21 protein-coding genes are annotated in these 23,684 nt (G+C 66.2%); 19 read left to right on the top strand and 2 right to left on the bottom strand.

The window, feature by feature from the left end:
• Positions 1-75 precede the first annotated feature (75 nt).
• Positions 76-402: a thioredoxin TrxA gene (gene trxA / locus ACO1P8_RS01150; protein ID WP_486294090.1), complete on the bottom strand. Its 327-nt coding sequence runs from the start codon at positions 400-402 to the stop codon at positions 76-78.
• 295 nt (positions 403-697) lie between these two features.
• On the opposite strand from trxA, the gene ACO1P8_RS01145 reads away from it, so the two are divergent.
• The 8 genes from ACO1P8_RS01145 (at position 698) to ACO1P8_RS01110 (ending at position 10,171) form a co-directional block, all read left to right on the top strand.
• Positions 698-2,659, top strand: a complete 1,962-nt coding sequence (locus ACO1P8_RS01145) for a DNA topoisomerase IV subunit B (RefSeq protein WP_486294089.1) — start codon at positions 698-700, stop codon at positions 2,657-2,659.
• 50 nt (positions 2,660-2,709) lie between these two features.
• Complete coding sequence (parC, locus tag ACO1P8_RS01140) at positions 2,710-5,019, top strand: DNA topoisomerase IV subunit A (protein WP_486294088.1); 2,310 nt, start codon at positions 2,710-2,712, stop codon at positions 5,017-5,019.
• A 283-nt stretch (positions 5,020-5,302) separates the two neighbouring features.
• The gene (locus ACO1P8_RS01135) at positions 5,303-5,866 is read left to right on the top strand and encodes a MarR family winged helix-turn-helix transcriptional regulator (RefSeq protein ID WP_094841234.1); all 564 of its coding nucleotides are present in this window, start codon (positions 5,303-5,305) and stop codon (positions 5,864-5,866) included.
• Complete coding sequence (ectA, locus tag ACO1P8_RS01130) at positions 5,863-6,411, top strand: diaminobutyrate acetyltransferase (protein ID WP_486294087.1); 549 nt, start codon at positions 5,863-5,865, stop codon at positions 6,409-6,411. Before ACO1P8_RS01135 ends, ectA begins: the two co-directional genes overlap by 4 nt.
• Positions 6,412-6,509: 98 nt before the next feature.
• The gene (ectB, locus tag ACO1P8_RS01125) at positions 6,510-7,817 is read left to right on the top strand and encodes a diaminobutyrate--2-oxoglutarate transaminase (RefSeq protein WP_486294086.1); all 1,308 of its coding nucleotides are present in this window, start codon (positions 6,510-6,512) and stop codon (positions 7,815-7,817) included.
• A complete protein-coding gene (locus ACO1P8_RS01120) occupies positions 7,814-8,212 on the top strand; it encodes an ectoine synthase (RefSeq protein WP_094841237.1) in 399 nt (132 codons plus the stop codon). Before ectB ends, ACO1P8_RS01120 begins: the two co-directional genes overlap by 4 nt.
• A 31-nt stretch (positions 8,213-8,243) precedes the next feature.
• Complete coding sequence (gene thpD / locus ACO1P8_RS01115; protein WP_486294085.1) at positions 8,244-9,167, top strand: ectoine hydroxylase; 924 nt, start codon at positions 8,244-8,246, stop codon at positions 9,165-9,167.
• Between the two features lie 125 nt (positions 9,168-9,292).
• Positions 9,293-10,171 carry an MOSC domain-containing protein gene (locus ACO1P8_RS01110; RefSeq protein ID WP_486294084.1) on the top strand — a complete coding sequence of 293 codons (879 nt, stop codon included), beginning with the start codon at positions 9,293-9,295 and terminating at the stop codon, positions 10,169-10,171.
• 55 nt (positions 10,172-10,226) lie between these two features.
• Here the strand turns inward: ACO1P8_RS01110 and sugE are convergent, their stop codons facing one another.
• Positions 10,227-10,547, bottom strand: coding sequence for a quaternary ammonium compound efflux SMR transporter SugE (gene sugE, locus ACO1P8_RS01105; protein ID WP_486294083.1), 321 nt, complete (start codon positions 10,545-10,547; stop codon positions 10,227-10,229).
• 120 nt (positions 10,548-10,667) lie between these two features.
• Here sugE and ACO1P8_RS01100 point away from each other — a divergent pair, with 120 nt between their 5' ends.
• From ACO1P8_RS01100 to ACO1P8_RS01050, 11 genes are all read left to right on the top strand, one after another.
• Positions 10,668-11,714, top strand: a complete 1,047-nt coding sequence (locus ACO1P8_RS01100) for a CDP-6-deoxy-delta-3,4-glucoseen reductase (RefSeq protein ID WP_486294114.1) — start codon at positions 10,668-10,670, stop codon at positions 11,712-11,714.
• Positions 11,715-11,885: 171 nt separating this feature from the next.
• Positions 11,886-13,142, top strand: coding sequence for a D-amino acid dehydrogenase (locus ACO1P8_RS01095; RefSeq protein WP_486294082.1), 1,257 nt, complete (start codon positions 11,886-11,888; stop codon positions 13,140-13,142).
• Between the two features lie 4 nt (positions 13,143-13,146).
• Complete coding sequence (locus ACO1P8_RS01090; protein WP_486294081.1) at positions 13,147-14,487, top strand: extracellular solute-binding protein; 1,341 nt, start codon at positions 13,147-13,149, stop codon at positions 14,485-14,487.
• A 230-nt stretch (positions 14,488-14,717) separates the two neighbouring features.
• Entirely contained in the window at positions 14,718-15,500 is a 783-nt protein-coding gene (locus ACO1P8_RS01085) for a TrbG/VirB9 family P-type conjugative transfer protein (RefSeq protein ID WP_486294080.1), read from the top strand.
• A complete protein-coding gene (locus ACO1P8_RS01080) occupies positions 15,497-17,125 on the top strand; it encodes a hypothetical protein (RefSeq protein ID WP_486294079.1) in 1,629 nt (542 codons plus the stop codon). The genes ACO1P8_RS01085 and ACO1P8_RS01080 overlap by 4 nt, the downstream gene beginning before the upstream one ends.
• A 2-nt stretch (positions 17,126-17,127) precedes the next feature.
• Positions 17,128-18,435 carry a type IV pilus inner membrane component PilO gene (locus tag ACO1P8_RS01075; protein WP_486294078.1) on the top strand — a complete coding sequence of 436 codons (1,308 nt, stop codon included), beginning with the start codon at positions 17,128-17,130 and terminating at the stop codon, positions 18,433-18,435.
• Positions 18,436-18,472: 37 nt separating this feature from the next.
• Complete coding sequence (locus tag ACO1P8_RS01070) at positions 18,473-18,913, top strand: hypothetical protein (protein WP_486294077.1); 441 nt, start codon at positions 18,473-18,475, stop codon at positions 18,911-18,913.
• A gap of 10 nt (positions 18,914-18,923) precedes the next feature.
• On the top strand, positions 18,924-20,750 hold the full coding sequence (locus ACO1P8_RS01065) for an ATPase, T2SS/T4P/T4SS family (protein ID WP_486294076.1): 1,827 nt from the start codon (positions 18,924-18,926) through the stop codon (positions 20,748-20,750).
• A complete protein-coding gene (locus ACO1P8_RS01060) occupies positions 20,743-21,888 on the top strand; it encodes a hypothetical protein (RefSeq protein WP_486294075.1) in 1,146 nt (381 codons plus the stop codon). Before ACO1P8_RS01065 ends, ACO1P8_RS01060 begins: the two co-directional genes overlap by 8 nt.
• A gap of 54 nt (positions 21,889-21,942) precedes the next feature.
• Positions 21,943-22,545 (top strand): type 4 pilus major pilin, encoded by a 603-nt coding sequence (locus tag ACO1P8_RS01055; protein WP_486294074.1) that lies wholly within the window; start codon positions 21,943-21,945, stop codon positions 22,543-22,545.
• Positions 22,546-22,559: 14 nt separating this feature from the next.
• Entirely contained in the window at positions 22,560-23,627 is a 1,068-nt protein-coding gene (locus ACO1P8_RS01050) for a type II secretion system protein (protein WP_486294073.1), read from the top strand.
• The last annotated feature ends 57 nt before the right edge of the window (positions 23,628-23,684 follow it).

Raw genomic sequence — 23,684 nt, 5'->3', positions numbered from 1 at the left:
TTATCGGGGGAAGGTAAAGAGAGAGAGGGCGGCGGGCCACGGACGGGCCCGCGCGAACGGAGGAACGAACGCTGTTTACAAGGCGCTGTCCAGAAAGGCGGTGAGCTGGGACTTCGACAGGGCGCCGACCTTGGTCGCCGCGGCCTTGCCATCCTTGAAGAGCATCAGGGTGGGGATGCCGCGGATGCCGTACTTGCCCGGGGTGTCGCCGTTTTCGTCGACGTTGAGCTTGGCGACGGTAACGCGGCCCGCGTATTCCTTGGCGACTTCTTCCAGGATGGGGGCGATCATTTTGCAGGGGCCGCACCATTCCGCCCAGTAATCCACCAGCACGGGGAGGTCGGCCTTCAAAACGTCGGCATCGAAGCTGGCGTCGCTGACATGCTTGATTTGGTCACTCATGACTGTTCTCGTTGCTTTGCGGCGGGGAGGCGTGCTTCGACCCGCCATTCTTGAGTTGGCAGGATTAAAGCATACCACTGTCCATCCGAACAGGCGTCACCGGTTTTTGTGTAGGATAACCAGCCTTGCGGCAGGGGGCGGCTGGCGCCGACAGCCCCGTCCCAGGGGCACGCACCCCGTCCGCCCAGGGTACGCCCGGCAGGTTGCTCAGGATCTGCGCAACCCAGTTCGCGGCGCGCCAATACTGGGCCTTTCCTTAGAATGTCGGTTTTTTTCCACAGATGTTGGGGATAACTTGGCCACACCACGTTATACAGAGGCGTCCATCCGGGTCCTGAAGGGCCTGGAGCCCGTGCGGCAACGCCCGGGCATGTACACCCGTACCGAAAATCCGCTGCACATCGTGCAGGAAGTCATCGACAACGCCGCCGACGAGGCGCTGGCCGGCAACGGCAAGCACATCCTGGTCATCATGCATGCGGACGGCAGCGTGTCGGTCGAGGACGATGGCCGTGGCATTCCGGTGGGCATGCACCCGGAAGAAAACGCCCCGGTGGTGGAATTGGTGTTCACGCGCCTGCACGCCGGCGGCAAGTTCGATAAGCAGGGGGGCGGTGCCTATGCGTTTTCCGGCGGCCTGCACGGCGTCGGCGTCTCGGTCACCAATGCCCTGTCCACCCGCATGGAAGTCATCGTGTGGCGCGACGGCGGCATCCATCGCATGGTCTTTCGCGATGGGGAGGTCGCCGAACCGCTCGCGCCTTTCAGCGGCGTGGCGAAGAAGAAGTCCGGCACCCGCGTGCGGGTCTGGCCCGATCCCGCCTATTTCGACCATCCCAATATCCCGTTGGCCGAACTGACGCAGCTGCTGCGCAGCAAGGCGGTGCTGCTGCCCGGTACCCGGGTCACCCTGACGGTGGAAAAAACGGGCGACAGCAAGACCTGGCTGTACGAGGACGGCTTGCGCGGCTACCTGACCGAAGCCCTGGGCGGCGCGGAGCTGATGATCCCGATGTTCGAGGGTAGCCAGTACGCCGGCGCGGACCACGACACCTTCGCCGAAGGCGAGGGCGCGCAATGGGTGGTCGCCTGGACCGAGGACGGCAATGCCGTGCGCGAATCCTACGTCAACCTGATCCCCACGCCGGCCGGCGGGACGCATGAATCCGGTCTGCGCGAGGGCCTGTTCGCCGCCGTCAAGAGCTTCGCCGAACTGCACAGCCTGCTGCCCAAGGGCGTCAAGCTGCTGCCGGAAGACGTGTTCGCGCGCGCCAGTTTCGTGTTGTCGGCCAAGGTGCTGGACCCGCAGTTCCAGGGACAGATCAAGGAAAGGCTGAACAGCCGCGATGCAGTGCGGCTGGTCGGCGGCTTTACGCGGGGCGCGCTGGATCTTTGGCTGCACAGCAACGTCGAATACGGGCGCAAGCTGGCGGAACTGGCGATACGCCAGGCACAGGCACGGGCGCGGTCGGCCCAGCGCGTTGAAAAACGCAAAAGTTCGGGCGTGGCCGTGCTGCCCGGCAAGCTCACCGATTGCGAATCCAGCGATGTGTCGCGCACGGAAGTCTTCCTGGTAGAAGGCGATTCGGCCGGCGGTTCGGCCAAGATGGGGCGCGATAAAGAGTTCCAGGCCATCCTGCCGCTGCGCGGCAAGGTGCTGAATTCGTGGGAAGTCGAACGCGACCGCCTGTTCGCCAATAACGAAATCCACGATATCGCGGTGGCCATCGGCGTGGACCCGCACGGACCCGGCGATACGCCGGATCTCTCCGGCCTGCGCTACGGCCGCATCTGCATCCTTTCGGACGCGGACGTGGACGGCTCACATATCCAGGTGCTGTTGCTGACGCTCTTCTACAAGCATTTCCCCAGGCTTGTGGAGGCGGGCAACGTCTATGTGGCGCGGCCGCCGCTGTTCCGCGTGGACGTGCCGGCGCAAGGCAAGCGCCCGCCGCGCAAGATCTATTGCCTGGACGCCGGCGAACTGGAAGCCGTCCAGGACAAGCTGCGCAAGGAAGGCCAGCGCGAAGGCAGCTGGAGCATCAGCCGCTTCAAGGGCCTGGGCGAAATGAGCCCCGAGCAATTGTGGGAAACCACCATGAACCCGGATACGCGGCGCCTGCTGCCGGTCAGCTACGGCGACCTGGATCCCGACCAGACGACGCGCGTTTTCGACATGCTCATGGGCAAGGGGGAATCGGCCCAGCGCCGTTCCTGGCTGGAAGAAAAAGGCAATCTCGCCGAACTGGATATCTGATGGCCATGCCGCGCCGGTGCGCCGGCGCGGCATGGCAATGACGCGACACCATGACCGATAGCAATCAACAAGGCTTGTTCGATACCGATTCGGGCGACGCCGCCATCACCCTGGGGCGCTACGCCGAACAGGCTTACCTGGACTACGCCGTATCCGTTGTGCGCGGCCGTGCCTTGCCCGACGTGGGCGACGGGCAAAAACCCGTGCAGCGGCGCATCCTGTACGCCATGCAGGCCATGGGCCTGGGCCCCACCGCCAAACCGGTGAAGTCCGCCCGCGTGGTGGGCGACGTGCTGGGCAAATACCATCCGCACGGCGACCAGGCCGCCTATGACGCCATGGTCCGCATGGCGCAGAGTTTCTCGCTGCGCTACCCGCTGGTTGACGGACAGGGCAACTTCGGCTCGCGCGACGGCGACAACGCGGCGGCGATGCGCTACACCGAGGCACGCCTGACGCCCATCGCCCGGCTGTTGCTGGACGAGCTCGAGGAAGGCACGGTCGACTTCGTGCCCAACTACGACGGCAGCTACCAGGAGCCGCAGATGCTGCCGGCGCGGCTGCCGGTCATGCTGCTGAACGGCGCTTCGGGTATCGCCGTCGGCATGGCCACGGAAATTCCCTCGCACAATCTGCGGGAAGTCGCCCAGGCCTGCGTGGCGCTGCTCAAGCACCCCACGCTGGCCGACGCCGAGCTCTACGCCATGGTCCCCGGCCCGGACTTTGCCGGCGGCGGGCAGATCATCACGCCGGCCGAAGACATCGCGCAGATCTACAACAGTGGCCGTGGTTCGCTGAAGGCCCGCGCCCGTTGGCAATTCGAGGAACTGGCGCGCGGGCAGTGGCAGCTGGTGGTCACCGAACTGCCGCCGGGCGCATCGTGCCAACGCGTGCTGGAGGAAATCGAGGAACTGACCAATCCGAAGGTCAAGGCAGGCAAGAAGGCCCTGACCGCGGACCAGCAGCAGGCCAAGGCCCAGATGCTGGCGCTGCTGGATGCCGTGCGCGACGAGTCGGGCAAGGATGCCGCCGTGCGCCTGGTCTTCGAGCCCAAGACCTCGCGCGTGGATCGCGACGAATTCGTTAATAGCCTGCTGGCGCAAACCAGCATGGAAAGCAGCGTTCCGGTCAACCTGGTCTGCATCGGCACCGACGGCCGCCCGCGCCAGAAGCCGTTGCGGGAAATCCTGCTCGAATGGCTGGCATTCCGCACGGACACCGTCATTCGCCGCACGCGCCACCGCCTGGACAAGGTCATCGACCGTATCCATGTGCTGGAGGGGCGCATGGTGGTCTACCTGAACGTCGACGAGGTCATCCAGACGATCCGGGAATCCGACGAGCCCCGGGCTGCACTGATGCAGCGGTTCAAGCTGAGTGAACGCCAGGCCGAGGACATCCTGGAAATGCGCCTGCGTCAGTTGGCGCGCCTGGATGGCATCAAGGTGGAGCAGGAACTCGCCGACAAGCGCGAAGAACAGGCCAAGCTGCAGGAACTGCTGGACAATCCCTCGTCCCTGAAGCGGACCATTGTCCGCGAGATCGAAGCCGACGCCAAGCAATATGGCGACGGGCGGCGCACGCTGATCGAGGCGGCCGAGCGCGCGGTGATGGAAACACGCGTGGTCGACGAACCGGTCACGGTCATCGTGTCCCAGAAGGGCTGGCTGCGTGCCCGCCAGGGCCACGGGCACGACGCCACGCAATTCGGTTTCAAACAGGGCGACGACCTGTACGGCGCCTTCGAATGCCGCACCACCGATACGCTGATCGCGCTGGGCGACAACGGCCGGGCTTATACGGTCGCGGTCGCCAATCTGCCGTCCGCGCGCGGCGACGGCCAGCCGGTCACCACCATGATCGACCTGGCCTCGGGCACGCGCATCGTGCATATGATCGCGGCCGCCGGCGACACCCGCTGGCTGTTCGCCACCCAGGGCGGTTTCGGCTTTGTCGCGCGCCTGTCGGACATGACCAGCCGCCAGCGCGCCGGCAAGCAGTTCGTCACCCTGGAGGACGGCGACGCGCTGTTGCGTCCGGTGCCGGTTTTCGACGGCGCACAACGCCTGGCGCTGTTGTCGGGCAAGGGCAAGTTTCTGCTATTCGGCCTGGACGAAGTCAAGACACTGGCCGGCGGCGGCCGCGGCACCATATTGATGGGGCTGGACGGTGGCGATGTTCTTGCCCAGGTGGTTCCCATCGGCGCCAAAGGCCTGCGTGCCACGGGGATGTACCGCAACAAGCAGGTCGAAGACATCCTGACCGGCGCGGAGCTGCAGGCCTACGTGGGCAAGCGCGCCCGCAAGGGCCGGCAACTGGACGTGCGGCCCAAGCAGCCGGTGCTGTCGCCGGTGTTCTAGCCGGCCGTTCCATTCCGGCGTCCCAGGCCGGCGGTTCACGGGTGATTTCCCGGGGGCCGCCGGCTTTTTTTTCGCCGTCCCCCGCGCGTTCTGTCGGGGCGCGAAGGCAGGGAACCTATGCGCTGACAGGCGGCGTGTCGGAAGGTAAGAGAGGGTGAAGGTCGGTGCAAACCCGCATTTGGGGTTCACAGGATCCACTTGTGCCCATATAATTCGTACTCAAATCAATTGAGTAGAATTTATTTCTGTATAAATTTTGCTTGACAGACTAATTTCAGCACCTATGACTGAACACGCCCATCCTGAAACCGCCGTACCGGCCGCGACCGCGCAGCAGTACGACTTGCGCATCCTGCGTGCGCTGCGGCGCATTACCCGGTCGATTGCGCTGCATTCCCGGCAGTTGGCCGCCATCAGCCACATCACCGCGCCCCAGCTCATGTGCCTGCGTACCGTGATCGCGCTGGGCCCGCTCACGTCTACGGCCATCAGCCGCGAGATCCACGTCAGCCCCAGCACCGTGGTCGGCATCCTGGACCGCCTGGAAGACAAGGGATTGATTCGCCGCGAACGCGGCCGGGAGGACCGGCGCACGGTGTTTGTCACCGCGACCGTCGCCGGCATCGAGCTGGCCAAGCAGGCGCCGTCCCCCTTGCAGAAGCACCTGGCCGATGCATTGAACGCCTTGCCCGAACTCGAGCAGGCCACGATCACGCTGTCGCTGGAGCGCATCGTCGCGCTGATGGAGCAGGGCGGCCAGGCCGCACCGGCCGATGCGCACGATGCTTCCCCCATCCTGGACGTGCCGACCAGCGGTCCCGCGCCCGAATCGGGCCTGGTGGTATGACCAGGGCCTTCGATACGCGCGGGGCCACCCCGCTGGCCGCGCAGGAACCCTCGCATCTGTTCCGGATTCCGCGTCTGCCCGATGGTGCCGTGATCCATCGACTGGTGGGCGATTGTCCTCCGTTGGACCAGAACACCGTGTATGCCTATCTGTTGTTGTGCGAGCACTTCCCGGCCACCTGCGTGGTCGCGGAAAGCCCTGGCGGCAGCATCGACGGCTTCGTATCGGCCTACGTGCCGCCGGGCCGGACGGACCGTCTGTTCGTCTGGCAGGTCGCGGTGCATGAGCGCGCCCGCGGCCAGCGCCTGGCCCGCCGCATGTTGCACGCGCTGCTGCGACGCCCGGAACTGGCGGACATCCGCCATGTGGAAACGACCGTCGGGCCGGACAACCATGCGTCGCGCCGTACTTTCACCAGTCTCGCCGGCGACCTTGGCGCCCACATGGCTGAACAGCCGTTCTTCGGCAAGCAGTTGTTCGGCCAGGCGGATCACGACGACGAGATGCTGCTCAGAATCGGACCGATCGCTTCGATTCCGCGTTAAGCGGATCGTTGCGGCTTCCCCTTGACGCGGAAAAGGCGCATCGCCGTGACGGCGCTTCGCGTTTTCCCGCTATCCACCCTCAGTAAGGAGAAAACGATATGGACCTGAAAATCTTCGAGCGCATGGAGTCGGAAGTACGCGGCTACATACGGTCTTTCCCGGTGATTTTCAACCAGGCGCGGGGCTCGTTGCTGATCGACGAAGAAGGGACTGAATACATCGACTTCTTCAGCGGCGCGGGTACCCTGAACTACGGGCACAACAATCCGCTGTTCAAGTCCCGCCTCATGGACTACCTGGCTTCCGATGGCGTCGTGCACGGCCTGGATATGGCTACCAGCGCCAAGAAGTACTTCCTGGAGACGGTGGATCGCGTGCTGTTGCAGCCGCGCAAGTGGCAATACACGCTGCAGTTCACCGGTCCGACCGGCACCAATGCCGTCGAGGCGGCGCTGAAGATCGCCCGCCAGGTGAAAGGCCGCCCCAACATCATTTCCTTCACGCACGCCTTCCACGGTGTCAGCGGCGGCTCGCTGCCGGCCACGGCCAACGCCAAGTTCCGCGATGCGGCGGGGTACTCGCTGGCCAACACCACGTTCATGCCCTATGACGGTTACTTCGGCGCGGACGTGGACACCATGGCATACCTGGAGCGCATGCTGGACGATCCCAGCAGCGGCATGGACAAGCCGGCCGCCGTCATCGTCGAGACGGTGCAGGGCGAAGGCGGCGTCAATGTCGCCACCCTGCGCTGGCTGAAGGAACTGGAAAAAGTCTGCCGGCGCCACGACATGTTGCTGATCGTCGACGACATCCAGGTCGGCTGCGGCCGCACGGGCAAGTTCTTCAGTTTCGAAACCGCGGGTATCAGCCCGGACATCATCACGCTTTCCAAGTCGTTGTCCGGCTTTGGACTGCCCATGTCGCTGGTGCTGATGAAGCCCGAACTGGACGTCTGGAAGCCGGGCGCGCACAGCGGGACGTTCCGCGGCAATAACCTGGCCTTCGTCACCGCCGCCGCGGCCCTCGACACATATTGGGCCGATCCGGCCTTCTCGCGCGAGGTTCTGCGCAAGGAACGCCTGGTGCGCGACTGGCTGGAAAACCTCGCGCACAGCTATCCCGGCAGTGGCCTGGTGGTTCGCGGTCGCGGCCTGATCCAGGGCCTGGTGACGGCCGGCCAGCCGGAGCTGGCCAACCGTATCGCGCGCAAGGCGTTCGAGCGCGGCATCGTCATCGAAACGTCCGGCGCCCACGACGAGGTGCTCAAGCTGCTGCCCGCGCTCACCATCGAAGACGAATTGCTCAAGCGGGGTCTCGATGCCATCGAGGCCAGTGTGGCCGAAGTGCTGGCCGAAACCGGGCAGTCTGCCCGCATCCTGAAATTCGGAGGAAAACGCCAATGATCGTACGCAATGTAAAAGATGTCGTCGGGACCCAGGACGAGGTCCGCACCGATACCTGGATGAGCCGGCGCGTGCTGCTCAAGAAAGATGGCATGGGATTCTCGTTCCATGAAACCACCATTTTCCCCGGGACGCGCACCCACATTCATTACCGCAATCACCTCGAGGCGGTGTGGTGCATCGAGGGCGACGGCTCGCTGGAAACGATCGCCGACGGCAAGCGCTACGAGCTGGGGCCCGGCGTCGTCTATGCCTTGAACGACCACGACGAGCATTGGTTGTGCGGGGGCGAAAAACCGCTGCGCGTCATCTGCGTCTTCAACCCGCCGCTCACCGGCCAGGAAGTGCATGACAAAAACGGCGTGTACCCCCTGCCCGAAAAGGAAGCGGCTTGACCCGCCCATCCCTGCGTAAGGAGGAAACGTCATGATTTCACCCGCCAAAGACCGCTACGCGTCCCGCACGGACCGCAGCGCCGGCATCGTTGCCCGCCATGATCCCGTGGTATACGGGGACGGCCTGTATGCCGATGCGCTGACGCCGGAACAGGTCCAGGGCTACGACCGCGACGGCTTTCTGATGCTGGAGAACCTGCTGCCCCAGGCCGAAGTGGATGCGCTGATCGCCGAAATCACCCGGATGGCGCGCGACCAGGCCATCGTTCGCCGCGAGGAATCGATTACCGAGCCGGGCAGCAACGCGGTGCGGTCCATTTTCATGGTGCACCAGCTCAGCCCCCTGGTCGGGCGGCTGGCACGCGATCCGCGGCTGATCAATGTGGCGCGGCAGATCCTGGGATCGGAGGTCTACATCCACCAGTCGCGCGCCAACATGAAGCCGGGCTTCAAGGGCAAGGAATTCTATTGGCACTCGGATTTCGAAACCTGGCACGTCGAAGACGGCATGCCCGCCATGCGCGCGCTCAGCTGCTCGGTGCTGCTGACCGATAACACCGCCTGCAATGGTCCGCTGATGCTGGTGCCCGGCTCCCACCGGCACTTCATTTCGTGCATCGGCGAAACGCCCCAGGATCACTACAAGCAGTCGTTGAAGAAGCAGGAGTACGGCGTTCCCGATCCCGTCAGCCTGCAATTGCTGGTGGAACAGGGGGGGATTCAGGCGATGACGGGCAAGGCCGGTTCGGTGGTGTTTTTCGATTGCAACACCATGCACGGGTCGAACAGCAATATTTCACCCTCGCCGCGATCGAATGTGTTCATGGTCTACAACAGCGTTGAAAACGCGCTGGGCGCGCCGAAATACGGACTGGCGCCGCGGCCCGAGCACATCGCCACCCGGGCCGGATTCAAGGCCCTGACACCGTTGGACACGCTGAAGCTGGTCGGCTGAAGGCCGCCGTCGCGCAAGCACCGGCCGGCGCGGACATTATCCACGTCCGTGCCGGTTTCTTGACATCGGGTCGCGTGGGTTTATTGCTATGCTTGCGCGGTTCCCTTGTCTCCGTCCGGTCCTTCATGTCCCTGTTCGTCCGCAGCCTGCACATATATCCCGTCAAGTCCTGCGCGGGCATCGATGTGGATGCGTCGCCCATCGATGCCGCCGGTCTGGCGTACGATCGTCGCTGGCTGATTGCCGCTGGCACCCGGTTCCTGACGCAGCGGCAGCTTCCGCCCATGGCGCTGGTGCGCACGGCCCTGACGGCGTCCCATCTGCAACTGACCGCCCCCGGCATGCCGATGCTGGAGGTTCCCCTGGACGGGTCCGGCCTGGCTGGCCACGATGAGCCGGTCACGGTATGGCGCGATACCTTCCCGGCGCGGGCCGAAAGCGAGGCTGCTGCGCAGTGGCTCAGTGCTTTCCTGGGCGTTTCCTGTCGCCTGTTCAGAATCGATATCGCCGGCGCGGGCCGCGTTGTCAGCCGCGACTGGGTGGGCCGCTGGCGCCAGGAGCATGCCGACCTGGCGGCCGGTTTCGAGGCCAGTCCCGTGTTCGGTTTCGCCGACGGTTTTCCCTTGCTGATCGCCAACCAGGCGTCGCTGGACGAACTGAACGCCCAACTGCGGACCAAGGGGCACTCGCCCGTTCCGATGGATCGATTCCGTCCCAACATCGTGCTCGCTGGCGAAGACCTCGGGGCGTATGAAGAGGACCACGTGGCCTTGCTGGCGCGGGGCGGCGATATCCGCCTCGCCTTGGTGAAACCGTGCACTCGGTGCAGCATCCCGGACGTGGACCAGCGCACGGGGCAGCGGGGCGACGAACCCGGCCTGACGCTGACAGCCACGCGCAGCGTGGAATTGGGGGTCGTATTCGGCCAGAACGCCATCGTCGACGCGCGCCCGGGCGCCGTCCTGCGCGTTGGCGACGAGATATCGGTGGAATGGGATTTCTAGCGCCGCCACGAAGGCGGCCAGGCGGCACCCCGATGCGACGGGCCGGCCAGTCCGGCTACGACGACCCCGAGAGCTTCAGACCTACCAGGCCGGTCACGATCAGGGCGACACTGGCCAGGCGCAGCCAGCCCAGGCCCTCGTCGAACAGGATGACACCGGCGACGAAGGCGCCCACCGTGCCTATTCCCACCCACACCGCATAAGCCGTCCCGAGGGGCAGGGTGCGCATGGCGATGGCCAGCAGCCACACGCTGGCCACCATGCCGACGATGGTAATGACGGACGGAACGATGCGGGTGAAGCCGTTGGTGTACTTCAGGCCCACCGCCCATACGACTTCACAGAGCCCGGCCAGGAACAGAATGACCCACGTCATGGACAACCTTCCGGCGCATAGCCTGCGTAACGGCCCCGACTGCGCCTGCCCCGGGACGGCAAAAATTATAGAATGCCGGATTCGGTCCCGTTCCAGCCCCGTCACTGCTATTGCCGCGCCATGAGTTTCCAGGTCACCCTCACGCCCACCCAACACCAGTTCAAGGTTGAAGACGGGCAAACCGTCCTCGATGCCGCGCTGGCCGCCGGTTTTGTCCTGCCCTATAGCTGCCGCAGCGGCGCATGCTCCACCTGCAAGGGCAAGGTCCTGTCCGGCGAATTCGACGCCGGTCCGTATCCTGCCCAGATTCTGGCTCCGGAAGAGCTTGCCGCCGGCTATACGCTGTTGTGCCAGGCGCGGCCCGCGTCCGACCTGCTGGTGGAGTCGGCCGAGGTCCGCCTGGCCAGCGACATACAGATCCGCAAGCTTCCGGCTCGCGTGCAGGGCATCGAACGGATCGTGCCGGACGTCGCGGTGATCAAACTGCAACTTCCCGCGTCGGAAACCTTCCGTTTCCATGCCGGCCAGTACATCGAACTCATTCTCAAGGAAGGGCGGCGCCGCAGTTATTCCATGGCGACCGCGCCGCATGCCGGCAGCCCCCTGGAACTGCACATCCGCCATATGCCGGGCGGCCATTTCACGGATCATGTATTCGGGGCCGGCGCCACGCAAATGAAAGAGCGTGAGATCCTGCGCATCGAAGGGCCTTTCGGGTCCTTCTTTCTGCGCGAGGATAGCGACAAGCCTATCGTGCTGCTGGCCAGCGGCACCGGCTTCGCACCGATCAAGGCCATCGTCGAACACATGATCCACAAGCAGATCCGCCGGCCGGTCTCGCTCTATTGGGGCGGGCGCCGCCCGCGCGACCTCTACATGGACGCGCTGGCCGGTTCCTGGGCGGCCTCCGTGCCGGACTTCCGCTACATTCCCGTTATCTCCGATGCCTTGCCCGAAGATGGCTGGAGCGGTCGTACGGGCTTCGTGCACGAGGCCGTGATGCGCGATTTGACCGATCTTTCCGGCTATCAGGTGTATGCTTGCGGCGCCCCGGTCATGGTCGATGCGGCGCGCCGGGAATTCACCGCGCAGTGCGGCTTGCCGGCGGAAGAGTTCTACGCCGACGCGTTCACGTCCGAAGCCGATCTGGCCAAGGCGCGTGCGTGATTTCGGCGGATTGACATAGCAGCTTACAAGCAGACGGATGGCGATGCTTTTCACCGCCGGCGTTTCCGTGCCGGCGCTGTGGGTCAGGGTAAACTTCCTTCCCAGCATTTCAACGGGATTTGACGTGCGCGGCTGAGGTCAGGCGTGCCCGTACCCAGGAGCTTGGCGCGAATGAGAATAGCGGTATTGGGAGCTGGCATCATCGGGATTTCCTCGGCGTGGTGGTTGCGCCAGGCCGGACATGATGTCGTGGTCATCGATCGGCGCACCGGTCCCGCGCAGGAAACCAGTCTCGCCAATGGCGCCCAGATATCCGTTTCTTATGCCGAGCCCTGGGCCAATCCGCAAGCACCCCTGAAGCTGATCAAGTGGCTGTTCCACGAGGACGCCCCGCTGCTGTTCCGGCCGCAGCTGGACTGGCGCCAGTGGGCATGGGGGCTGGCCTTCCTGCGCGAATGCCTTCCCGGCCGGCTCGCGCCCAACATCCGCGCCATGGTGCGCATGGCCGAATACAGCCGCGCGACCTTGCGCGCCATGCGTACCGAACTGGGGATCGAATACGACCACCTGGAACGCGGCATCCTCAATTTCTATCGGGATGCCCACGAATTCGAGCTCTCGCAGAAGGCTGCGGGCGTCATGCGCGATTTCGGCGTGGAGCGGCGCATCATGACCGCCGATGAAGTGGTCGCGGTGGAACCGGCCCTGGCCTCGCAGCGCCACCGCATCGTCGGTGGCGATTACACGCCGGAAGACGAATCCGGCGACGTGCACATGTTCAGCGTCGCGCTGGCGCAGCGCTGCGTGGCGGCCGGCGTGGAATTCCGCTATTCCACCCAGGTCACCCGCCTGGTGTCCGTCGGAGGCCGTGTCGACGCGGCAGAGGTCACCGGTCCGGAAGGCGTGTACGGCCAGATACCCGCCGATGCCTTCGTCGTCGCCATGGGCAGCTATAGCCCGCTGCTGGTGCGCCCGCTTGGCGTTCCATGCAACGTCTATCCGGCCAAGGGCTATTCCGCGACATTCCCCATCGTCGATCCGGTGGCCGCGCCCACGGTCAGCCTTACCGACAGCAGCCACAAAGTCGTCTTTTCGCGCCTGGGCAACCGCCTGCGCATGGCCGGCACGGCTGAACTAGCGGGCTATTCCCGCGCTTTGAATCCCCAGCGCTGCGAGGCCATGACACGCCTGGCGCGCGAGCTTTTCCCCGGCGCGCTCGACTTCGAGCGCGTCGCATACTGGTCGGGCCTGCGTCCGTCCACTCCGTCGAACGTGCCCCTGATAGGCCGGACCCGCATTCCCAACCTGTACCTGAATACAGGACATGGAACGCTGGGTTGGACCATGGGGGTGGGTTCGGGCCGGGCTCTGGCCGATCTGCTCAGCGGACGCGCGCCGGAACCGGAGTTTCCTTTCATCGGTATGTAGACCTATGAAGAACTTGCATGAAGCGGGTCTCTCCCGCGCAATCCGCGCCACCGGGCGCGTGTGGATCTTCGGCGCTGCGTTGATGGCGGCAGGCGTGGCGCATGCGGCGCCGGTGCAGATCCAGGTCTGGCACACGCTGACCGACGCCAACAAGGCGGAATTCGAGAAACTGGTCAAGCAATACAACAAGGAACAAAGCGAGGTCGAGGTTCAACTGCGCGATTTCGCCAACCCGCAGGCGCTGCAGCAGGCCACGGTGGCCGCCGTGGCTGCCAAGAAAACGCCCAACCTGGTCCAGCTGGAGGACAACCATTCCCCGGAAGTCGTGGCGGAATACAAGTCCATCAAGCCCCTGTACGAGCTGCTGGCCAAGTACCCCATCAAGGACGCTACCTGGTTCCTGCCTTCGACGACCAGCTTCACCCGCGACAGCAGGGGGCGCCTGCTGGCCTTCCCCTACATGGCGGAAATCCCGATGATGTTCTACAACATCTCCATGTACAAGAAAGCCGGCCTGGATCCCAACCAGCCGGCGCGTACCTGGCAGGACCTGCAGGGTGAGCTCCTGAAACTGCGCGATGCGGCAGACGTGGCTTGCCCCTATGCCTCGAGCGACCAGGTCGAAGTCCATCTGGAAAACCTGGCACCCATCAATAACCAGCTTTACACCAGCAACGGCAACGGCATCGAAGCGATCAAGGGCAAACCCGTGCCGTCCTCGCTGGAGTTCGATACCCTCTACATGCGGCATGTTTCGCTGATGGCCACATGGAAGCAGTCGCTGCTGTTCACCCAGCATACCAACGACGACAAGCCCGACGAGGCCTTTGCCAAAGGGCAGTGCGGCGTGCTTACGGCCAGCTCCTCGGCCTTGGGCCGGCTGCTCGCGTCCAAGGGCCTGAACTTCGGCATCGCCCCCTTGCCGTACTACGCACAGGTCACCAAGACGCCGGGCAAGCCCTTTGTCAGTGGCGCCGCCCTGTGGGCCATGGAAGGCCACCCCGCGCCACAGGACAAGGCAACGGTGGAGTTCCTGGCCTGGTTGTCCAAGCCGGTCGTCGCGGCCGAATGGCACCAGAACACCGGCTACCTGCCGCTGACGGAAGCGGCATTCCGCGCTTCCGAGGTCTCCTTCTATAACCGCATTCCCGGCGCACAGGCCGTCGTGGCCAGCATGCGCGCGCAGCCCGCGGTGACCGCCCGCGGCTTCCGCGTGAACAACTACGATCGCATCCAGGCGGTGCTGAGCCGCCAATTGGACGCGGCCTTCGACGGTAAGACGCCGCCGGTGGCCGCCCTGACCAGCGCGATCAGCCAGGCGCGAGCCATCGCTCAGCAGCGCTGATCGCGGGCACGCCAGGCAGTGTGAATCCGGCGGGCGCATCCCGCCGGATTTTTTTTGCCGTACGCCGGCTATGCGTCGATGGCGCGCAGGTCGTCGGCGCGGATCGGGCCGGGGCTTGCAGGGGGTGTGGCGTTCGCATCCCTGCGTAGATGTGCGTCTTGTTGGCTGGTCGTGCCCTGGGCACCATGGCTGTGTCGCGCCACTGTCGGCGCGCATCGCGGGGATCCGGCATGCACCGATTATTCAAGACGTTCTTCCTATTGCCCTGGCTATCGGCCTGCGCGCCATCATGGGCGCCGGCCGGTGCGGCGACGGGTGGGGCAGGGGATAGGGGCGCGGCGCCGCCCACGGGACAAACATACGATTTCAATTGGCGCCTGTCGGGCGATCGGCAGGTAGCGCCCCTGCAGGTCTTCGATGACGGCCGCAATACCTGGCTGCAGTTCGCTCCAGGGCAAGCGATTCCGGCGCTATTCGTCGAGCACAACCGTACAGAACGGCCCGCTGCCTACGAGCGGCGCGAACCTTACGCGATCATCCGCGGAAAATGGCCTTCGGTCATCATGCGGGGCGGTGCCCTGCAGGCACGCGCCGATTATCTCGGCGTAGCTGCGCAACAGGCGGTGCCTGCGCCGCCCGCGGTCGCGCGCGCCGCGCCCCGGCCTGGGCCTGGGCAGGGTGCCGCCGCACAGGGCTCGGTCGATTCCGCGGCCGGCCGCCTGTATCGAGTCGGCCCCGCCGATGAAAACATGCGGCGCGCACTCGCGCGTTGGGCCGGCCTGGCGGGCTGGACCTTCCAGTCCGAACACTGGGCGGTGGACGTGGATATTCCCCTATCGGCCAGCGCGGATTTCTCCGACGATTTCAAGCGGTCGGTCCGCGCGCTCGTCGCGGCCACCGAGCTCGGCGAACGCCCGCTGCAGCCGTGCTTCTACGCCAACCGGGTATTGCGGGTCATTCCGCTGTCGCAATCCTGCGACCGTACCGCCGCTCGACCGGGGGCATCGCTATGACGGTGGCGCCCCAATCGGCGCGGGCGCGCATCGGCCGCCAGGCCGCCATGCTGGCCCTGGCCATGGCCAGTCCCGCCTGCGTGGGACCGGAACGCATCGCGGCGATACAGGATCGCGCAGCCCGAACGCAGGCGCGCAGCGATGCCGCCCATGCCGGCTTTTCGCGTTCGCTCTCCGGGCGTGCATCCGATCCCGCCATGCAGGAGATCGCCAAGCCGTGGCTGGCGGGACGCGCACGGCCGTTGGCGCGCGAAGCGACCCTGCCCGCCGCGCTGCGCAAGAATGTCGATACCACGCTGATGTTCGCCGGCGGCCAGGCGGACCTTGCCGTATTGGCGGACCGCATCGCACGTGCCACGGGGATCCCCGTCAAGGTGCGGCCCGATGCCTTGCTGCCTGCGGAATTGTTCCTGCCCCGCCTGGCGGTGTCCGGCGGCAGCGGCACGCCTTTCCCGGCGCGGGCATCCCTGCCCGACGGCGCGCAGCCCCTGCCGCGCGTACTGGACGCCCTCGCATGGCGGCTTGGCGTTTACTGGCGCTATCTGGAAGGCGTCATCGAGTTCTATCGCACCGAGACACGCGTCTTCGATATCCGTGCCCTGACCTTGAACGCGCGTGCCGATGCCCGTCTGGGCCGCGCCGCGCGGCCGGGCGATGAGGGCTTCGAAAATGCATCCAACACCACCTTGTCCAGCGGCGAACACGATGCGATGGCATCCGTGCGGGCCCGCATCGAGCCTTTCCTTACGCGTGCCGGTACCGTCACCGCGGCACCGGGGGCTGGCAGTTCCGTCGTGGTCAACGATACACGCGACGCCCTGGAACAGGTGGCACGCTTCCTGGAGCGCGAAAACAAAGCGCTGACGCGCCGCGTGCGGCTCGTGTTCGAGGAAATCACCGTGGTCGGCAAGGATCAGGCCAAGGCAGGTATCGATTGGAATCTGCTCTATCGCGGCACGCGGGCGGCAGTGTCGGCGGCTGCCGCCGGTATGGGCGGCGGCATGCCGGCAATGGCCTCCGCTGGTGTGCATGACGGGTTGTTTGGCGGTACCAAGGCCATCATCGCCGCCTTGAGCGAAATCGGCACGATCGTCCGTCACAGCAGCGTCCCGGTGTTGACACTCAACCGCCGTCCCGTCACGCACGCCGTGCGCACCACGTTCTCCTATGTGGACCAGGTGCAGGGTGGCGTGCCCGGACTCGTGCCGGCCGGGCGGGCCGCCCACCATGACTTGCTGCCGGCCGTATCGATCAGCCAGAAGCGCGAGACGGTCGGTTCGTTTCTGACCCTCGTCCCGGACGCCCAGGAGGATGGACAGATCCTGCTTTCCATCGCTTACGACAACACGGTGGCCCAGCCGCTCAAAAGCCTGACCTTCGGCAAGCCCGACCATCCGCTCGAGGTGCAGCAGATCACCATCGACGGCAACGGAATGGTGCAGCAGGTGGAGCTGCGCGCGGGACAACCGATGATCATCTCAGGCTTCGACCGGCGCGAAGACGAATACGACCGCCGACGCCTGACACCGGCAGCGCCCTATGCGCTGGGCGGCGGGGACCGTGCATCCGCGCAGCGCGCGACCACAATCGTCATTGTCACGGCACAGGTAGAGGAGGGATTCTGAACATGTCGACGCCATCCCGGAAACCTTCGCTTCCACGAGCCCTGGGCGATCATCTGCTTGTGCCCATGCGTGACGGCGCGGTACTGGTATTCGGATTGAGCTGGTCTCCATTGATCGGCAGCCGCATCGATGTGCTGGCGCGACGCAAGGCAAGGGAGAGTCGCGCCACGCATTATGTCCATGGCGGTGTGGGCGCGGCCGCGGTCGGCTGCGCGCGGCTGCGCGGCCGGGCCAAGGCATGCTACGCAGCCGCCCAAATCTTCGCGACTATGCATGCGCATGGCACGGCGGCAGGGCTGCTGCCGCTGGACGACGGCCGTGTATGGCTGGTTGCCTCGCGCAGCGGCGCCGTCATGGCGCGAGGTGACCGGATTCATGCCAACGACGCGCTGGCGCGCGAGGCATTGGCGGAGCTCGACGCGCTGCATCCCGGCCTGGCGGGGCAGGCACGGGCGCTATCGCTCGATGATCTCTCCGCGGCTGTCGACCCCGCCGCATGCCTCTGGCGGGTGGGACAGTTCCTGGCAAGGATGCCACTGCCGCTGCAGGGGTCTGTCCTTTTGATGGTGCTGGCTCTGCTGGGGCCGCCCGCATGGCGGGCCTGGCAGCGAGCGATGCCGGCGGCGGAACCCGCCCGCGTCGACGCGGCCCAGGCTTGGCGCGATGCCTTGAGCAGGGCCACCGCATCCGTGCGTATCCACGATGCGGACGAACTGGCCCGGGTCTTCGCCACGCTGCGGACATTACCAGTGACATTGCGGGGTTGGTCCATGCGTTCCGCGCGCTGCCGGCCGGAGGGGGGCGCCTGGGCCTGCTTCGCGCGCTATGCCAGGACCGCGCCGGACGCTACCAATCGGGCATTGGCTTTGCAACTTCCCGCAGCCGTGAGGGCCAGCTTCGTTACGTTGGACGAGGCGCAGCTTCATTGGCGTGTCGCCGGCAGCGCGGGCACGTTAAGTCCGGACGACTTGCCGCAGCCGGCGCGAACGGATCTGGACTTCGCCAGCACGCTCCAGGCGATCGGTCCGGCGTTCGCCCGGATCGCCCTGGGCGCTCCCTCGGTGCTGACGGTCGCGCCACCGCGCGATGAACGCGGAGCCGCGCTTCCCGCCCCGGCCGATCTGCCTCGCATGCGCCAACGCAACGTCGTGCTGCAAGGGCCGCTACGCTCCTTTGCCTTGTTCGCGCGGCCGCGGGCGGTGGCCTCATGGACCGGTGTCGGCCTCGAACTGTATGACGACCGTCGTCCGGATATTGCCCACAGTCCCTTGATGGCACAGCTGGAGGGAACAGTCTATGAACGCGAATGAGGTTTGCGGGCGCCGCCTGCGTCGGGGACTGGCATTAATGGCCGTTGCCGCGAGCTGCGCGGCACGTGCGCAAGCGGACGTTGCCGCCGCCGCGCCGCCCGATCCGGCCGCTATCAAGGGATGGCCTGATGCGGACATCGTTGACGAACTCCTCCGTCGCGAAACCCGTGCGGCGCTGGCGGCGCAGGCACAGCGCGGCGGGCCCCGGCATGGTGCGGTGTCGCCCATGCGTTCCGATGCGCCGGCCCAGGCCGACCCCGATCGCATAGACCTGGCCGCGATCTATGGCGTCGGTCAACGGCTGGACGTCGAAATCCTCTTGAATGGGCGCCGTCTGCGTTATCGGCATGGGCGCAAGTGGCCCGACGAGGCGCCCGATGGCGCCGGCGCCTATGCCTTGCGTGCGATACAGGGCCATTGCGTCGTATTCGATGGCAGCGGCGGCGATCGTCGCGTTTGCCTGCCGCGTGGCGGTTAGGGAGCGGCATATGCTGTTACGACGCCTCGCCATGCATGCCGCCGCCCGCGCCGCGACGGACGCACCGCGCACGACAGACGCGACGCCCCCGGCCGTCGCGACGGCCGCCGTTTCCTTGGCGGCCCCGGCAGCGCCAGCGGGGTCAGACGGGCCGGCCGGCAAGGCAGCCGCGCCGGTATTGGCTACCCAGGACGATATCGCACGGCTCATCCCGGCATTTGTGCGGGCCGCGGGTGCGGATTTCGACCTTGCCGCCTTGTCAGGGCGGTTGTGTCCGGTCGTCCTGCAGGACGGTACCGTGGCTATCTTCGCGCTGGCCGACTATGCCGGTGGCGATGAAATCGACGAGGTCGAGCGCATGGTCCTGCGCCGCGGGCGGCGCCTGGCCTCGCCATCGCGCTATGTGCTGCCCGGCCCTTTGCTGCTCAGCGTGGCGCGCGGGCAATTGACCCTGCAGCGGCTGCGTGATCCGCGCGCCGTGCTGGCGGACCGGCACAAGTCCGCGCTGGCGGCCGGCTTCTGCGACATCGTCGCCTGGGGTGTCCACCATGAAGCCAGCGATGTCCACTTCAATGTCCATCTTCGCAAGGCGGAATCCGAGGTCCGCTTCACGATCGCCGGGCGCTACGTCGCGCCATCGCGCTTTCGCCGCATGCCCACCGCGACGCTGATGGAAATGCTGTCCGTCGCATGGATGGATATACGTGGAGGCAACGGCGCGGTATTCGATCCGCAGACGGAACAGCAGGGCCACTTGCACATCCGTGTGGACGACCGACCCGTCATGCTGCGTTGGGCATCGTTGGCGACTGACCGCGGGCCGGCGGTATGTCTGCGGCTGCTGCGCCTCGATATGCAGACGCAGGGTCTGTCGCTGCGGTCGTTGGGCTATCTGGACAGTCAGATCGACATGCTCGGCCATGCCTGCCGGACGGACGGCGGGGCGGTGGTGTTGGCCGGTGTCGTGGGTTCGGGGAAATCCACCACCATTGCCACGCTGATGCGCACCTTGCCGGACGAACGCAAGATCATCACGCTGGAAGACCCGGTGGAATACCTTATCGACAATGCGCTGCAGAACAGCGTATCGCGCAACCTCGACGACAGCAGCGCGACGGCATTCGACGCCAAGCTCAGGACCGTCAAGCGGTCCGCGATGAACGACTTGCTCGTCGGTGAAATCCGCGATGCGGAAACGGGCCGGGCCTTCATGGACCTGGCAGCTTCGGGCGTGAATCTCTACACGACCACGCACGCCGCATCGGCGCTGATGATTCCCGAGCGGCTGGCGTCGGACTTCATTGGCGTTTCGCGTGATTTCCTGGCGACGCCGGGCGTGCTGAAGCTGCTGGCGTACCAGGCGTTGCTGCCGCGGCTCTGTCCACATTGCGCCTTGCCCCTGGAAACCCTGCACGATGGGCCGGACGGCGCCGCCTGGCGTCAGTGGACCCACCGCTTCCTCCGCCTTTATGACTTGCACGTCCAGGCCTTGCGCGTGCGCAATCGCGAAGGATGCCATCGTTGCACCAACGACGAGCTGCCGCATCTGAACGGCACGGCCGGCCGCACGGTGGTCGCCGAAATGATCGAGCCGTCGCTGGACGATACTTTTCTACGGTGCGTGCGGCAGCGCGACAACCTGGGGTTGCGCCGCCATCTGCGCGGGCGGCGCGCCGCGCGTTTCGACAGCCCCGACATGGAGGGCAAGAGCGCCATGGAATGCGCCGTTTACAAGACGTCGACCGGTGAGATCGACCCACGCGACGTGGAATCGCACTTCCAATCCTACGTTTCGGTCGAACGCGAGCGCTCCGTATCGGTGGGCGTCCATGTCTGAGTGGCGCACGATGGCCGCGAGAGCGAAAGATGCATGGACGGATATCGAGCGGATACGCCTGCGTTGCGACGCCTGGCGCTTTACCGCGATGCGCGCGGATTACTACGAGTACCTGGCCGACATGCTGGAAGGGCTGCAAGGGCGCAAGACACTGCGCGACCTGTTCGATGACGATGCCCGCCGCCATGGCGACGGCAGCGTGCGTGGGCGTCTGGCGCGGCGGTGGTCGCGGGCTTTGGAAGCGTGCGGCGGCGATCTCTCCATGGCGTGGACGGGCAGCATGCCGGCCGCAGAGCTGGCCTTGCTGCACGCCGCACAGGCCGGTGGAGCCGGCGCGCTCACCGAGGCGCTGCGCGACCTGGCGCGCGCCGCCCGCGTGGCCGAACAAGCCTCGCGTACCTTCCGCGACACCCTGGTGGCGGGCATGGCCGCCATGGCCGTGGCGCTGGCTCTTGCCTGCGCCGTGCCTTATTTCACTGTTCCGCGCCTGCAACTGGTGTTCCAGGGAGTGCCTCCCGCTTACCACGGCATATTGACGCGCGGCTTGTTCGCGTTTGCCGAGACGGTCCGCCACGGGCTGCCCGTTCTTGCCGCCTGCGCGACCGCCGGCATCTGGCTGTCGTGGTGGTCGCTGGACCACCTTGTCGGACCCTTGCGCAAGCGGCTCGACAACTGGCCGATCTGGCGCTTGTATCGCGACGTGAACGCCATCCGCTTCCTCGCCATGCTCGCCGTACTGGTACGGCGGCGCGGTAACGTCGATATCCGCTTGCGCCGGGCCCTGTCCATGCAGGCGGACCACGCCAGGCCGTGGTTGTCCTGGCATATCCGCGACATGGTCGCGCGTATCGACGCCGGCCTGGTGGGGGCGGACAGCTTCGACACGGGCATGATTGACCGCCGCATCTGGTGGTACTTGAGCGACATGATCACGGCCCATGGCATGGCTCGCGGGCTGGACCGGGTGGCGGATCGCATCGAACGACGGATGCTCGCTCAGGTCGTGCGCCAGGCCCTGGTATTGCGCTGGGCGCTGTTGCTTGGCGCCGTTGCCGCGGTCATCGCGCTGGCCTTGTGGCATTACGCCGCGATCGACGAGCTGCGCCGCGCCATGGTGCATGTCCATGCCCGTGGCTAGCCTGTCCGTCCCCGGGATTCCGAACTTTCGAACCACATCATTGAAGGAGCCGCCATGTCCGCCCGCCGCCGTCGTACCCAGCAGGGGTTCTCGCTTATCGAAGTCTCTATCGTGACCGCCATCGTGCTGCTCATCGCGATCGTCGGGATACCGGCGATCGGCAGCTACGTCGTCGAAAACAAGGTGCCCAAGGTGGGGGAGGAATTGCAGCGCTTCGTCGCGCGGGTCAAGGCCAACGGACAGGGAGGCGGTGTCGCGCCGTACCACAACCTTCATGGCGGAATGCTGGCGAATGCCTTGCGCGATTCCAGCATCTTCTCGGTTGAAGGCAGCGACGCGTCCGCCGTAGTGGCGCATGGCCTGGGCGGCAACGGCACGGGGGGCAACGGCACCATAGCCGTTGCGCCCACCTCCTTCGCCGGCGGCGGGCCCGGATCCGCCTTCACGCTGACGCTGACCAATGTCAATAACGCGGCCTGCCCGGGCCTGGCGTCGGTCATGCAACGGGTGTCCGAGATCATCGTCGTGGAAGGCGAGGGCGGCCCCGTGGTGGTCAAGGACGCGAGCGCGTCGCCGCCCAGGCACTACGACGCCATGTTGGCGCAGGCGCAGTGCGCTCGCGGCGACGCCAATACTTTTGTCTTTACCGCGCGCTGACAAGAGGCGCCGATATGTCCGCTCTTCATCCGGCATGCACGCATGGCGGCGTTCGCGCCCAAGGCGGCTTCGCATTGCTCGAGTTAACGATCGCCGTCGCGATCGCCTGCGTGCTGGCCGTCTGGGGGGCCAACCGCCTGGTCCGCGATGTGGAGGGTGTCGCCGAGCGGGCCGCGGGCCTGTGGCTGCTCGACATCCGCCGCGCCCTGGACGGCATGCTGGCACGCCACGGCGACACGCTGGCCGGCGGCGGCGCGCTGGTGGACGACCATGGCAGAGCGGTGTATGCCGATCCGTGGGCCCCCACGCTGTCCGAGCTGAAGGCGCAGGGCCATCTCGCTGGCGCTGTTCCCGACCTCGGTCCCCTCGGCATGCGGGTCGCCATCAAGTTGTGGCGCGACGGCGACTGCCCCGGCGCGGGGTGCCGCATCGATGCTCTTGCGTACACCCACGTCTTTCCCCCCGCGGCAAGCCGCGGAGAGGTGCCTGTATTGCCGGACCCGACCCGTCTGGCCGGCGTACTCATGGCGGCCGGCGGGGCGGGGGCCAGTGTGTCGGAACTGGCGCCGGATCGCCTGCGCGGCGCGGCGTTCGATCTGCCCAACCCTCCTGCGCCGGGCATGGCGGCGCTGCCCATCGGCACGGTGGCCGTGCGCGCCGACCGCGAGGCCGCCGATGCCCGCCGCTATCTGCGGGCCCGCGACGCCCGCGATCCGCAGTTTCGCGGCGACGTTTCCACGGCCGGCACGCTTTCCAGCCGCCGGCTGGTCGCGGGCGAACACCTGAAACTGGACGGCAAGGCTGTCCCCGGCGAGCCCTGCCCGGAAAACGGCCTGCTCGCGCGCGATACGGACGGCAGCCTGCTTAACTGCGTGGCCGGCACGTGGGCGCCCCCAGGAGGCTTCGGCGGCGCCTACGCGACCAATACCGGGACCGGCTGCGGCATGCCGGGGCGATCGGCGCTCAATCCGAGAACCGGGGCGTGTTCATGTCCGCCAGGCTATCGGGCCGTCATGGTCGCCGCCGGCGGCGAAAGGGACCACGAGGTCGGCTGGACCGAGGGCTACGTGTGCCTGCGCTGAGAAACGGCCGGAAAGCCGGCAATCGACTGCGCCGCCCATGCGCGGACGCCTGCCACC

The organism is Bordetella sp., assembly GCF_057362025.1.
Note: the sequence above shows the minus strand (reverse complement) of the source record. Positions and strands in the feature narration are given on the sequence as shown.